Raw genomic sequence first — 13,248 nt, 5'->3', positions numbered from 1 at the left:
TTGGAGGGGACACTACAAGTCCGCGCTTTGGTCTCCCAAAGAAAGGATCACTCTCACGCCGCCTCTTAGCTTCACCCATCGCTCACTGCCCCCCTCTAAAATGATGAAAAGTAGATCAGGTTAGATGGCTCTCGGCAAGAAAATCGGCGGACGCTCAAGCCGTCTCCCAGAAATCCTGCGGCGAGCCAAGCCGCAGGTCTTCCTCGCGGCGCAGGTGCTTCACACGGCCGATCAGTCCTGGCTAAGTGATGCTGGCGAATGCCATCCGATCTTGCACGCTACCGTCGACTAACCTGCCTCATCCAGCCGGTCGCGCAGGATGCTTAGGGGAAGCAGCATGTTTGGCGCATGCCGCATCAGACCGTGGAGCGGGATCGGCGACGGCGGCGCAAACGGCAGCGGCAAATCCTGCGGCTTCGCGCCGTCAGCCCAATCCGCAAGCACCTTGCCCATGCTTGTCGTCATGGCGATGCCGCGCCCGTTGCAGGCAAAGCCGGCGATCAGGCCGGGCCCGAGATCGACGAGGCGCGGCAGGAAATCGGGCTCGACCGCAGCCATCCCCGACCAGCTATGTTCACGCGGCGGGATCTCCGGGAGGTCGAGGTGTTTTGCCAGCCGCCGCCAGATCGCTCGCGGCACTCGGGCATCGGCGCCCGGACCAAAACTATGCATGCCGCCGGATATCAGCCTGTTTTCGCCATCGAAGCGGAAGGTGAAAAGATTGCGCCTGGTGTCGCCGACGCCTTGCCCGCCGGGAAGCAGGCGGGTGCGTATTTCGCGCGGCAGTGGGGCCGTCGCGATCTGGAAGATTTTCAGTGGGAAATAGGTTCGCTCAAGCGTGCGGTGCAGCGGCCCGCCATAGGCGTTGGTGGCAATCAGCACCTTTCCGGCGCGCACCGAGCCCGACGTCGTCTTCAAGACCCAGCCATCCCCAATGCGATCGATCGACGTGACACGCGTATGCTCGAAGAGGCGCGCGCCGGCGTTTTCCGCCGCATCGGCGAGCCCGCGCGCATATTCGACCGGATTGAGGACGCCGCCCGAACGGTCCATCCAGCCGCCGACATAACCGCGAACGCCGGTTAGCTCTTCGACCGCCCGCCTGTCCAGCGCAACAGTCGGTCTTCCGAGCCTTGCCCATTGCTCGGCGCGCGATCTGGTTTTTTCGAGAGCAGCCTGCGAATGGGCTGGCTGTATCCATCCGCTCTGGACGGCATCGCATTCGATGCCGTGCCGCTTGATCAGGTCGAAGACGAGGTCGGCGCTGCCGGCCGCGAAATCGACAAGGCGGTCGCCGCGTTCTGGTCCGAGCTGGGCAATGATATCGTCGGGGTCCCTTTTCGCGAAGTTCGGCACCACGAAGCCGGCATTCCTGCCGGTTGCGCCCCAGGCGACGATTTCCGCTTCGAGGACGGCGACCGAGATGCCTTTCTCGGCGCTGTGCAGCGCGGTTGAAAGGCCTGAGAAACCGCCGCCGACAATTGCCAGATCGACATCGAGTGCGCCTTCGAGCGCGGACCTGTCGCGGCGGTTGCGGCTGACGGCATGCCAAAGGGAAACGCCGGGTGACGCGGCAACGTCGATCATGACTTGGCAATGCTCTCGCCCGGAGCCTCTTTCGCGCGCTTGCCGAATCCTGCACGCCGCGGCCTGTCGCCAAACAAGCCGTTCGGCCTGACCAGAAGGATGACGCACAGCATCACGCCGATGGCGACGATCTGCAGCGAGGCGGCGCGGGCCTGCTGTTCCGGCGAGAACAACACGCTCGTCAAGGCTCCCGATCCGGCCCATATCGCCCAGACCAGGATGCTGCCGATGACGGCGCCGAGGTTGCTGCCCGAGCCGCCGACGATCAGCATCACCCAGACCTGGAAAGTCAGCGCCGGCAAATAATTGTCCGGAGCGATGAAGCCGGTGAAATGCGCCTGCAACGCGCCTGCCAGTGCCATGATGGCGCCGCCGACGGCAAAGGCCTGGACGCGGTAGAAACGAGCGCTTTTCCCCAGGGATATCGCGGCCCGCTCATCCTCGCGAAGCGCCTTCAACACGCGCCCCCATGGGCTGCGCGACAGATGCTCCAGCGCGAGATAGACGATCAGCGTCGCCACCGAGACGACGGCTAGGTTCGACAGGTTGAACAGCAACGGCGTCTCGGCGAGGCTGCCGAAAGGACGCGGAATGAAGCCGATGCCGAACGGGCCGCCGGTCAGTTTTTGGGCGTTGAGCGCCACCAGCTGCACGACGACGGCGACGCCGAAGGTGGTGATCGCCAGATAATCCGATCTGAGGCGCAGCGTGGCGATGCCGGTGATGGCGGCGGCGATGCCGCCCACCAGCATGGCGCCGAGCCAGCCGACAAGAATAGGCAGGTCGAAGCCGCCCAGACGCGCGGCATCGTCGGGCGTGGTCAGCAGTGCCGACGTGTAGGCACCGATGGCGACGAAGCCGGCGAGCCCGACATTGAAAAGCCCCGTCAGCCCCCATTGCAGGTTGAGCCCCAGCGTGACGAGCGAAAAGATCAGCGCGGTGGTCAGGAAGAAAGCGCCATAGCCGAGCAGATCCATCAGCGTTCCCTCACTCCGAAAAGGCCGATAGGCCGCACGAACAGCACGGTCATCAGGATGATGAAAGAGACGGCCGCCCGCCATTCGGCGCCGATCAACTGCACTGCGCCGGCTTCGGCGAGACCAATGATCAAGCCGCCGAGAACGGCCCCAGGCACGCTGCCGATGCCGCCGAGGATGGCGGCCGCGAACATCGGCAGCAGCATGTCGAAACCCATGAATGGGCGGATCTGTATGAGAATGCCGATCATCACGCCGGCAACGCAGGCAAGTGCCCCGCCGACGATCCAGGTGACACGCACGACCTTGGCGACGTCGATGCCGACAATGCGCGCCAATGCCGCGTTCTGGCTCAGTGCCTGCATCGAGCGGCCGGTCTGGGTGCGGGTCATCAGGAGATGCACGCCGAGCACCAGAACGGCGGTCAGAAGCAGCAGCGCGATCTGGTCGGGGGTGATGCGAATGCCGAAGCCGACCGGCATGGCGATCTGGATGGCCCGGCTGAAATAGGTCGGACGCGAGCTGAAGATAAATTCGAGCAGGCTTCTCAGCGCCATCGAGGCGCCGAAGCTTGCCATCACCACGATGATCGCCTGGCCCTTGGCCCGCAGCCGCGCGAAAAGCACCAGGTCGAGCAGCAGCGCCAGCAGGCCGGTGATCGCCATGCCGAGCACCACCGCGGCGATCAGCGGCCAGCCGAAGGAGAGCGGAGCGATCGGCGCGATCTTGCCGAACATCGCGCCGATAGCGCCGACGACGGCGAGCGTCGCATAGGCGCCCCAGGCCATGAAGTCGCCATGCGCAAAGTTCGAGAAGCGCAGGATCGAATAGGTAAGCGTCACGCCGATGGCGCCGAGGCCGATCATCGAACCCGCCAGCAGCCCGTCGACGACAAATTGCAGGTTCATACCGCACTTCCTTTGCCGGAGTGCCGGTCTCTTTCAGCATCGAGGCGGCGCTGACCAAGATAGAGTTCGGCGACCACCGGATCGTTCCAGAGCTCGGAGGCGACGCCCTCGTGCCGGTCTTTGCCTTCGACCAGCACATAGGCGCGGTCGCCGATGGCAAGTGCTGCCTTGGCGTTCTGTTCGACCAAGAGAATGGTGACGCCGGATATGCGTATACCGGCCAGCATCTCGAAGACCATCGCCACGAATTTCGGCGACAGGCCGGCTGACGGCTCGTCGAGCACCAGCACCTTGGGATGGACGATCAATGCCCGGGCCACCGCCAGCATCTGCCGCTGTCCGCCCGACAGGTTCCCGGCGGCGGTCTTGCGCTGACGGGCGAGATCGGGGAAGGCCGCATACATTTCCTCGATGCGGGCAGGGATCTCGCGCGGCTTCAGGATGCCGCAGGCGACCTTCAGATTGTCCTCGACCGACATCAAGGGGAAGATGTTTTCGGTCTGCGGCACGAAGGCAAGGCCGAGGCGGACCATGGTGTGGGCGGGTGCGGCGGTGATATCCTTGCCGTCCAGCAGCACCGTGCCGCCGGTGATCGGGACAAGGCCGGCGATCGCCTTGATCAAGGTCGATTTGCCGGCGCCGTTGGGGCCGAGAACGACGACGATCTCGCCCTTGCCGACGGTGATCGAGGCGCCGCGCACGATCGGCACACCTGGCTCATAGCCGGCTTCGAGATTGCGGACATCGAGAACCCTTTGGCTCATGCCGCGCCTCCGAGATAGGCCTCGATGACGCGCGGGTCGCGTGCCACCTCGTCCGGGCTGCCTTCGCACAGAAGCTGGCCGCTCGCCATGACCAGCACACGGTGGCAGAGCCGCGTCACCATGTCGATATTGTGCTCGATCAGCAGGAAGGTGATGCCGCTTCTGTTGATGTCGCGAATGCGGTCGATGATGACTTCGAGCAGCGTCGCGTTGACGCCGGCCGCCGGCTCATCGAGCAGGATGATCGCCGGGTTGGCCATCATGACGCGGGCGAGCTCGAGCAGCTTGCGCTGGCCGCCGGAAAGCACGCGCGCCGGCTCGTGCGCCAGGCGGGCGAGCGTGACGAGTTCAAGCAATTCGATGGCTCTCGTCTCAGCCGCCCGTTCTTCGGCGGAGACCCGCCGTGGCGTCAGGAAATTGGCGAGCAGTCTTTCTCCGGCCTGCCCCTGCGCGGCCAGCATGACGTTTTCGATCAGCGTCAGATTGGGCAAAGGCCGGGGGATCTGGAACGTGCGGCCGAGTCCGCGGCCGATGCGGTGATGGGCTGCTTCCCCCGACACGAGTATGCCGTTGAGATGGATCTCGCCGCTGGTCGGCAGGATGCTGCCGGCCAGCAGGTCGAACATCGTCGTCTTGCCGGCGCCGTTCGGGCCGATGAGGCCGAGTATTTCACCCGGCCGGACGTCAAACGAGACATTGTTGACCGCGACGAGGCCACCGAAACGTCTGACGACGTTCCTGGCCGTCAGAACCGGCGTGCGGGTCTCCGCCCGCTGTTGTGCGGCTGTGTCACTCATGGAACCCTCTGGCCGAAAGCGATCGTCGCCGCCTTCTGGTTTTGATTTGTGATCACACTTGCTTTGATCACGCTATTCGGCTTTAATTTCTTCCGCAAGCCGAAAACGGCCAAAGACCGGGACTGCCCATGCAGAAGGCCGCCATCGAAAAGAACAATGAAACGATCGCAGCCCAGCTCACGCCGGTCGGCCGCGAGACCGTGCAGGATCGCGTCTATTCGGAGCTGCGCCGGGCCTTGATCGGCGGCCTTTTCGAGCCGAGCCAGGTTCTGACCATCCGCGGCCTCGCCGACGCGCTGGTCACCAGCACCATGCCGGTGCGCGAGGCGCTCGGACGTCTGATCACGGAGAAGGCGCTGGAGGCGCTTCCCAACCGCTCCGTGCGCGTGCCTCCGATCACGCTGGAGCGTATCGACGACCTCTTGCGCGCCCGCTCCCTGATCGAGGGCGAAGCGATCGCACTGGCTGCCACGCGCATGAACCCGCGCCAGATTGCTACGGTCGAGGCCATGCTCGGCGAGTGGGACGAGATGCGGGCGCTGAAGCACAAGAAGGATATCGACCGCGAGGCGACGCTCAACCAGAGCTTCCACTTCGAAATCTACCGCTGCTGCGGTTCCGCCGTGCTGATCCCGATGATCGAGAGCCTTTGGCTGCAATCAGGACCCTGCATCCGCGTCGCCATCTATGCCTTTTCCGACGCCGGCGAGGTCGATACCGCCCACTATCACCGCAGCATCGTCGCAGCGCTTGCGAAGCAGGATGCGCAAGCGGCGCGCGAGGCGCTGGTGGCCGACATCAGCCGGCCTTTCGCCTTCCTGCGCGACAAGCTCCAATCCGCAAGCAAAGAAGGATTGAGGGCATGACGACGCCCGCCATCAGGATCACTGAGGAACGCTCAAAGCTTTCCGTGACGGCGCTGCTGTTGCCTGAAAAGGCGCCCGACAATGCTGCCTTTCTGCTGGCCTATCTCGAGCAGCCACGCGTCGTTGCCGGTATCCATGCGATGTGGACGGGGCCGGAAATCTCCTGCCCGGTTCCATCAGCGGATCTTGAGGGCCAAACCTATGCCAGGCCCCTGCCGGCGGAGAATGCAACGCTGACGCCGCAGCCGGGCGACATCGTGCTATCCTACGTGCCGCCCCGCATGTGGGGCGGCAGTCCGAATGCGATTTTCGACATCGGCCTGTTTTACGGACAGGGCGCGCGCCTGCTGTTCCCGATCGGCTGGCTTGCCGGAAGCGTGGTCGCGCAGGTGCGTCCCGAGGAGCGCGACCGCTTCGCCGCCGCCTGCGGTGTTATCCGCCGCAACGGCGCCTGCGACATCACCTTCACGCGTGTGGAGATTTGAGAGTGCCTGAGAGCGACGACAGTTTCGAACTCTTCGACCTTCGTGTCGAGGCGGTTATCCCCGAGGGCAAGCCGATCTATTGCGGCGCCAAGGCGGGTGACTATTTCGAACTCAAGGGCGAGATGCTGTCGATGCCGGCGGGGCAGGGTTTTTCGATCTATTCGATATCAGCCGTGTTGCCGCTGCTCGCAGCCAAACAGCGCCCAACCCACAAGAATGACTGGATGACCTCGGACGCCGAGATCGCTTGTCCCGATCCCAATTGCGCTAGCCGGCTCAGGATCGTCAGGACGGGCAAGCGGCGGTTCAGCCATGCCGAAACCACGGCGGTGCCGCTGCCGAAGGAGAATGACCAGAGATGACCGTCAAGGCTTTCGAGCTCAGCCCCGGCTATACGATCTCACGCGTCATCCGCGGCGGTTGGCAGCTTGCCGGCGGGCACGGCGCGATCGATCGCGAACAGGCGGTGAGTGACCTGATAGCCACTTTCGATGCCGGCATCAGGACCTATGATTGCGCCGATATCTATACCGGCGTCGAGGAGCTGATCGGCGCGGCGCGGCTGCGGCTCGCCAATGAGCGCGGTCTCGACGCCGCCGCCAAAATGAAGGTTCACACCAAGCTGGTGCCTGACCTGGAAAGGCTTGCAAACATCAGCCGCGACTATATCAGGGGCATCGTCGAGCAGTCGCTGCGGCGGCTGAAGACGGAGCGGCTCGATCTCGTGCAGTTCCACTGGTGGGATTATGCGCTGCCCGGCTATGTCGACGCGATGGGCTGGCTCAATGACCTTCGCCTGGAAGGCAAGGTGCGCAATGTCGGCACCACCAATTTCGATACGCCGCATTTGGCCGAGATCCTGGCCGCCGGGGTGCCGCTGGTCAGTCAGCAGCTGCAATACTCAGTGCTCGACCAGCGGCCGGCCAACAGCCTCGCGGCACTCGCCAAGCAAAACGGCGTCAGTTTCCTCTGCTATGGTTCGGTAGCAGGCGGCTTCCTGAGCGAAAAATGGCTTGATGCTGCCGAGCCGCAGACGCCGCTCGAAAACCGGTCGCTGGTCAAATACAAGCTGATCATCGACGACTTCGGCGGCTGGGAGCTTTTCCAGGAGTTGCTTCGCACATTGAAGGCCGTCGCCGACCGCCATGGCGTCGACATCGCCACCATCGCCAGTGCCTGGGTGCTGGAGCAGCCGCAAGTGGCGGCCGTCATCGTCGGCGCCCGCAACCAGGCGCACGCCCTTGCCAACGCCCGGATTATGGACATCGCGCTCGATGCCGACGACCGGGCGCGGATCGCCGCCGTGATCGCGCAAAGCCGCGGCCCCCTGGGCGATGTCTACACGCTGGAGCGCGACCGTCACGGCCGCCACGGCTCGATCATGCACTACAATTTGAACGCAGGCCGGATATGAGCGCCGCCATGGACGAGAAGTCCTCTCTGCTTTCCCGCGCGAGTGCCGAGGTCGTCGATCTTCACCGCTTTTTCGTCGACTGGTTCGTTGCAGGAAGCGCGGACAGGGCGGATTTCAGCCGCTTCGAACGCGTCATGAACGAAAGTTTCTGCATGGTTGCGCCGGACGGCCAGATCCTCGATCGTGACGCAGTGGTCGACCACGTCAGGGTAAGCCGCGCTACCTGTGATGGCGACTTCACCATTTCGATCGAAGACATCAGGGCCAGCTGGCAGGCCGACGACGCGATCGTCCTCTGCTACGTCGAAACGCAGCAGCGCGCCGGCAAGCACAGCCGCCGTCGCTCGAGTGCCGTTTTCACCACCAGTTCATCGGCGCCCAATGGCGTTGAATGGCGACATCTGCATGAAACCTGGCTGCAGATGCCGGAAGACTGAACAGGCTCAAGACATGAATTGAATCAGTGTCGTGTAACGAAAGGGGAACAACAATGACAAAGACGCTACTTCAGATCACCACCGCGCTGGCTCTGCTGACAGCTGCCGGAGCAGCGCAAGCCGCCGATTGCAAGATCACGGTCGGCCTCGTCATGGAACTGACCGGCCCGGCCGGCGAGTACGGCCAGGCCGGCGCCAAGTCGGTCGAAATGGCCTTCCGCGATATCAATGACGCCGGCGGCGTGCGCGGTTGCGACCTCGCCACCGACACGCGCGACAGCCAGAGCCAGGGCAACATTGCAGTCGACGCCGCGACCCAGCTCGTGCAGGTCAAGAAGGTGCCGGTGATCATCGGCGGCATCATCTCCTCGGTGTCGATCCCGATCCTGACCTCGGTCACCGCTCCGGCCAAGATCGTCCAGGTATCGCCGGCTTCCTCGTCGCCGACGCTGACGGCCCTCGGGCGCGACGGCAAGACCAACGGCATCTTCTTCCGCACCATCACCTCGGATGCGCTGCAGGGCGTCGCCGCGGCCAAATATGCCATCGACAAGGGCTTCAAGAAGCTGTCGGTCATCCACGTCAACAACGACTTCGGCGTCAACATGGTGGCGGAATTCTCGCGCGCCTATAAGGCGCTCGGCGGCACCATCGTCTCCGACACGCCCTACAATGAAAAGCAGTCGAGCTATGCGTCCGAAGTCACGGCGGCAATGGCCGGCGAGCCCGATGGGCTTTATCTCGTCAGCACGCCCGTCGACGGCGCGACCATCGCCCGCACCTGGATTTCGCAGGGCGGCGTCCAGAAATTCCTGCTCAATGACGGCATGAACAGCCCGGACTTCATCGAATCCGTCGGCGCCGATTATTTGAAGGACGCTTATGGCACTTCCTCGGGCACCAGCCCGACCGCATCGACCGAGTATTTCACCAAGAACTACAAGGAATTTTCGGGCATCGAACCGTCGAACCCGGCGGCCGACCGGTCCTATGATGCCGGCGCCATCGTCGGATTGGCAATCGCCATTGCCGGGTCCGAGGATCCGGCCAAGATCAAGGAGGCGATGTACAAGGCGGTCGACCCGGCCGGCACGCCGATCTATGCCGGCAAGGACGAGTTCGCCAAGGCGCTCGGCCTGATCAAGGATGGCAAGCCGATCCGCTACGAAGGCGTCATCGGCCCGGTCGCCTTCGACAAATACGGCGACATCACCGGCCCGTTCCGCCTCTGGAAGATCGTCGACGGCAAGGTGACGACCGACGGCGAGATGACGACGGATGACGTCAACGCCCTGCAGGCGAAGCTTCAGTAAGGCGCCTATATCTGTCCGGCATCATTTCATTGAGGTTGATGCCGGACACCACCGTCCCGACTCGCACGCTCCAGCTAGTATAGCGGCTTGGCCATGTGCCGGGGTGTCGGCCACTCCGTCGTGATCCCGGGCTGCACCGGCCGCTCCAGATAGGTCGACAGAACCACGTAGCTTCGCGTCGAGGTGACGCCGGGCGTTTCGTAAAGCCGCGACAGCAGGCCTTCGAGCGCCCGAGTGTCCTCGGTGCGGACTTTGATCAGCATGCATGTGTCGCCGGCCACCGAATGAATTTCCTCGACTTCGGGGTGCTCGGAAATCGCCATCAGTTCGGGGGTCTTTCCCCAGCCCTTAGTGTCGATGTGCACGAAAGCGAGCAACGGCTTGTGCACTGCCTTGGGATCGATGATCGCCGCGGTGTTGCGAATGGCGCCGCTGCGCCGAAGCCGCTTCACCCGTTCATGGGCTGCCGGCGGCGACAGGCCGACGCGTTCGCCGAGCTCGGCATAGCTGATCGTGGCGTCGTCGACCAGAACGCCTAATATCTTTCGGTCGGTGGCGTCGATGTCGCGGGCGGCAGGCCTGTTCTGCGGAATGCCATCTGTTTCTTCGTCCATAATGAAATTCCTTATTGATACAGAATTTAATACGGCCATTATTGCCATATGTCGAACAGTGATCAAGTCGCAACGTTGACGGCTAGGCCGCCTATCCCGGCGCTCGCCTATCTGCTCACTGGATGCATCGCCGTGATCGGCTCCAACTCGCTGGTTCTTGGTCCGATAGCACCGGCGGTGGCCGCGTCGTTTGCGACAAGCGTGCCGGCCGTCATGATCGCGTCCGCTGCGTTCGGCCTCGGAACATCCGCAAGCGCCTTGTTCCTGGCGCGCTATATCGATCGGCTTGGCGCTCGCTGCATGCTGCAAGGGGCCTTGCTGCTGCTGGCGATAGCGCTTCTCGCCAGCGCCGCCGCGCCGACGGTGACGGCGCTGGTTGCGGCCCAGCTTCTCGCCGGCATCGCCGCCGGTATCGCCATGCCGGCAATCTATGCCAGCGCCGCAGCGATCGCGCCACCTGGCCGCGAAAGCGGAACGATCGGCGTCGTGCTGACCGGCTGGACCCTGAGTATGGTGGCCGGCGTCTCATTGTCGGCGGTGCTTGCCGATCTGCTGCATTGGCGCGCCGTTTTTGCGGCTGTCGCCGTCCTTGCTGGGCTCGCGTTGACCGGGCTTACGCTGACGTCGCTGAGCGACGTCAGGAAAAGCGGCCCGGCGCCGACGCCACTCGGCGCTTTGGCCGTTCCCGGCATCGTGCCGCTTCTGGTCGCCTGCGGCGCCTTCATGACCGCCTTCTACGGTGTCTATGGCTATCTCGGCGATCACCTTCACAACGGCTTGGGACAGCCGGTCAGCGCCAACGGTTTTGCTGCGCTTGCCTATGGCGTGGGCTTCGGCATGGCAGCACTTCTTGACGGCGTGATCGATCGCCTTGGCGCGCGACGCGTCATGCCGTTCGCCTATCTTCTGGTCGCGATCGTCTATGTCGCGCTTGCCGCATCAAGCAGTAGTTTTCACCTGATCATCGCGATGGTGGCGCTCTGGGGCCTTGCCAATCATTTTGGACTGAACGTCCTGGTGATGCGCCTTTCGGCGCTCGACCCGGCGCGGCGCGGCACGATCATGGGCTTGAACAGTGCGGTGACCTATCTCGCGGTATTTGTCGGCACCACGGCTTTCGGACCGCTTTATTCCAGCTTTGGCTTTGCGGCATCGGCCATGGTCGCAGCGCTGCTCGTGCTGGTTGCCGCTTCGGCGGCCGCGTGGCATTCGCCGCGGTAGTCGCGGATTATCGCAAGTTGCCGGTTTTGAGCTACGCGGCGCCGGAGCTTGCGCCTCCCTCCTATCCTTCGATAAATGCAATGAAAGTGCGATAGCATCCGGAAGGACGCGCGGCGCTGTATACCGATATCCGGCTGTGAGCCCGTCTGGACGTGCGATGATCACGACGCTTGAAACCACCGCCGACCCTTCGCCGAAAGAGCTCGCTTTTCTCGGGGAACGGCTCAGCGCGTTCAACGACAGCGACGTCGGTGCGGCCAACAGGAAGGCGCTCGCCGTGTTCGTGCGTGACGAGCACGGTGCGGTTGTCGCCGGCATCTCGGGATACACCGCCTGGGGCTGGCTCTATGTGCAATGGCTCTGGGTTGATGAGCGACTGCGCGGCCAGCACATGGCCGGCAGGATGCTGGACGCAGCCGAACAGGAAGCCGTCGCACGCGGCTGTCACGGCGCCTTGATCGACACGTTCAATCCGAAAGCGGCCAAGGCCTATGAGCGTCAGGGATATCGGCCTTTCGGCGTGCTTCCCGATTTTCCCGTCGGCCGCAGCCGCGTCTTCCTGCAGAAGAAAATTGTTGGCTTAGAGCAAAGATGAGATCAGGTTGGTCATTTTGCCGGTGATGGCTTGGGACAAGGTCGAGGGTTTTGGCGAAGGCCGTACCGGGAGTACGGTCGAGCCGAAGCCCGAAGGATTTGGCCCAAACCGGCCCGGCAAAATGACCAACCTGATCTCATCTTGCTCTAGTTAGCCGGCAAGGCGTCCGCCGCGCATCGGCTGTGGCACACCGGTGGTGGTCGGGAAGCTGATCGGCAGGCCCCTGAGCACGCGAACCGCAAGGAAGGCAAAGCACTCCGCCTCCACTGCGTCGCCCTTCCAGCCGAGCGCCTCCGCCGGCACGGCTTCGACGCCGGCGCGGCTGGCAAGCATGGCCATGATCGTCGGGTTGTGGCGGCCGCCACCGCTGACCACCAGCCGCTTCGGCCGGTGCGGCAGAAGGTCGAGCGCCTTGCCGACGGCTGCGGCGGTGAAGGCCGTGAGCAGTGCGGCGCCATCTTCAGCGTTCATCCCGTCCGCCATGGCCGCGCCGAAATCGAATCGGTCCAGCGATTTTGGATAGGGCTTGGCCAGAAAGGGATGTTGCAAGAGCTTGGCCAGCCGGACTTCGTCGACGGTGCCCGCGCGGGCCAATGCGCCGTCGCGGTCCATTTCGCCAAGCCCTTTCGCCTTGATGAAATCGTTCAACGGCGCATTGGCCGGTCCGGTGTCGAAAGCGACGACATTGTCCTTGCCGTCCCACCATGTGATGTTGGCGACGCCGCCGAGATTGAGCACAGCCGTGTCGCCGCTGGTATCGGCATCGCGCAGCAGCGCGGCATGATAGGCGGCCGACAGCGGCGCGCCTTGCCCGCCGGCGCGCATATCGGCCGAGCGGAAATCATAGGCTACCTTGGTACCCAGGATGGCATGCATCAACTCGCCATCGCCGAGCTGGCGGGTCTGGCCGAGCCGGCCGACTTGCGGGGCGCGATGCAGCACGGTCTGGCCATGGAAGCCGACGACTCCGATATCGGCCATTGTCAGCCCGTAGCTTTCGACCAGGTCCTTGACCGCCGCGGACTGGGCGCGCGTCAGCGCCTCTTCAGCTTCGCGAAAGATCGCCGGCTCCGGTCCGGTGAAATTCCACGCCCTGGCTTGATCCAGCGTCTCCTCCAGCAGGGTCCGGATCGATCTGGGGTAGGGCGCCAGCGTGTAGGTGCCGAAATCCGCGATCCGCTCGCCGTCGGTCTTGATCAGCGCAACATCGATATTACCGTCCAGCACGGTGCCGGTCATCAGGCCGACGGCCCAGATTGGTTCCATAACT

At 63.8% G+C, this 13,248-nt stretch carries 15 protein-coding genes; 8 read left to right on the top strand and 7 right to left on the bottom strand.

What is annotated here, in order from left to right; translation table 11 throughout:
* Positions 1 to 288: 288 nt before the first annotated feature.
* Genes EJ075_RS03890 through EJ075_RS03870 form a run of 5 tightly spaced genes read right to left on the bottom strand, consistent with a single transcriptional unit; the run spans position 289 to position 5,033 of the window.
* Positions 289 to 1,587, bottom strand: coding sequence for an FAD-dependent oxidoreductase (locus tag EJ075_RS03890; protein ID WP_126103443.1), 1,299 nt, complete (start codon positions 1,585 to 1,587; stop codon positions 289 to 291).
* Positions 1,584 to 2,567, bottom strand: a complete 984-nt coding sequence (locus EJ075_RS03885) for a branched-chain amino acid ABC transporter permease (protein WP_164547256.1) — start codon at positions 2,565 to 2,567, stop codon at positions 1,584 to 1,586. The genes EJ075_RS03890 and EJ075_RS03885 overlap by 4 nt, the downstream gene beginning before the upstream one ends.
* Entirely contained in the window at positions 2,564 to 3,472 is a 909-nt protein-coding gene (locus EJ075_RS03880) for a branched-chain amino acid ABC transporter permease (protein WP_126103441.1), read from the bottom strand. The genes EJ075_RS03885 and EJ075_RS03880 overlap by 4 nt, the downstream gene beginning before the upstream one ends.
* Positions 3,469 to 4,236, bottom strand: coding sequence for an ABC transporter ATP-binding protein (locus EJ075_RS03875; protein ID WP_126103440.1), 768 nt, complete (start codon positions 4,234 to 4,236; stop codon positions 3,469 to 3,471). Before EJ075_RS03875 ends, EJ075_RS03880 begins: the two co-directional genes overlap by 4 nt.
* Complete coding sequence (locus EJ075_RS03870; RefSeq protein WP_126103439.1) at positions 4,233 to 5,033, bottom strand: ABC transporter ATP-binding protein; 801 nt, start codon at positions 5,031 to 5,033, stop codon at positions 4,233 to 4,235. Before EJ075_RS03870 ends, EJ075_RS03875 begins: the two co-directional genes overlap by 4 nt.
* A gap of 128 nt (positions 5,034 to 5,161) precedes the next feature.
* Between EJ075_RS03870 and EJ075_RS03865 the strand changes: the two genes are divergently transcribed.
* The 6 genes from EJ075_RS03865 to EJ075_RS03840 are packed head-to-tail and all read left to right on the top strand — an operon-like array spanning position 5,162 to position 9,548.
* Complete coding sequence (locus EJ075_RS03865; RefSeq protein ID WP_126103438.1) at positions 5,162 to 5,899, top strand: GntR family transcriptional regulator; 738 nt, start codon at positions 5,162 to 5,164, stop codon at positions 5,897 to 5,899.
* The gene (locus tag EJ075_RS03860) at positions 5,896 to 6,384 is read left to right on the top strand and encodes a DUF3830 family protein (RefSeq protein WP_126103437.1); all 489 of its coding nucleotides are present in this window, start codon (positions 5,896 to 5,898) and stop codon (positions 6,382 to 6,384) included. Before EJ075_RS03865 ends, EJ075_RS03860 begins: the two co-directional genes overlap by 4 nt.
* 2 nt (positions 6,385 to 6,386) lie before the next feature.
* Positions 6,387 to 6,746: a TIGR04076 family protein gene (locus EJ075_RS03855; protein WP_126103436.1), complete on the top strand. Its 360-nt coding sequence runs from the start codon at positions 6,387 to 6,389 to the stop codon at positions 6,744 to 6,746.
* A complete protein-coding gene (locus EJ075_RS03850) occupies positions 6,743 to 7,798 on the top strand; it encodes an aldo/keto reductase (protein WP_126103435.1) in 1,056 nt (351 codons plus the stop codon). Before EJ075_RS03855 ends, EJ075_RS03850 begins: the two co-directional genes overlap by 4 nt.
* A gap of 8 nt (positions 7,799 to 7,806) precedes the next feature.
* Entirely contained in the window at positions 7,807 to 8,235 is a 429-nt protein-coding gene (locus EJ075_RS03845) for a DUF4440 domain-containing protein (RefSeq protein WP_126103434.1), read from the top strand.
* Positions 8,236 to 8,288: 53 nt separating this feature from the next.
* Positions 8,289 to 9,548 carry an ABC transporter substrate-binding protein gene (locus EJ075_RS03840; RefSeq protein ID WP_126103433.1) on the top strand — a complete coding sequence of 420 codons (1,260 nt, stop codon included), beginning with the start codon at positions 8,289 to 8,291 and terminating at the stop codon, positions 9,546 to 9,548.
* 74 nt (positions 9,549 to 9,622) lie between these two features.
* Here the strand turns inward: EJ075_RS03840 and EJ075_RS03835 are convergent, their stop codons facing one another.
* On the bottom strand, positions 9,623 to 10,162 hold the full coding sequence (locus EJ075_RS03835; protein WP_126103432.1) for an Lrp/AsnC family transcriptional regulator: 540 nt from the start codon (positions 10,160 to 10,162) through the stop codon (positions 9,623 to 9,625).
* A 48-nt stretch (positions 10,163 to 10,210) separates the two neighbouring features.
* Here EJ075_RS03835 and EJ075_RS03830 point away from each other — a divergent pair, with 48 nt between their 5' ends.
* Entirely contained in the window at positions 10,211 to 11,383 is a 1,173-nt protein-coding gene (locus tag EJ075_RS03830) for an MFS transporter (RefSeq protein ID WP_126103431.1), read from the top strand.
* A 157-nt stretch (positions 11,384 to 11,540) separates the two neighbouring features.
* Positions 11,541 to 11,978, top strand: coding sequence for a GNAT family N-acetyltransferase (locus EJ075_RS03825; protein ID WP_126103430.1), 438 nt, complete (start codon positions 11,541 to 11,543; stop codon positions 11,976 to 11,978).
* Positions 11,979 to 12,128: 150 nt separating this feature from the next.
* Here EJ075_RS03825 and EJ075_RS03820 read toward each other — a convergent pair whose 3' ends face one another.
* Positions 12,129 to 13,244, bottom strand: a complete 1,116-nt coding sequence (locus EJ075_RS03820) for an anhydro-N-acetylmuramic acid kinase (RefSeq protein WP_126103429.1) — start codon at positions 13,242 to 13,244, stop codon at positions 12,129 to 12,131.
* Positions 13,245 to 13,248 lie beyond the last annotated feature (4 nt).

The sequence above is a fragment of the Mesorhizobium sp. M6A.T.Cr.TU.016.01.1.1 genome (assembly GCF_003952585.1).
GTDB lineage: Bacteria > Pseudomonadota > Alphaproteobacteria > Rhizobiales > Rhizobiaceae > Mesorhizobium > Mesorhizobium mediterraneum.
This window is presented reverse-complemented; position numbering and strand designations above follow the sequence as displayed.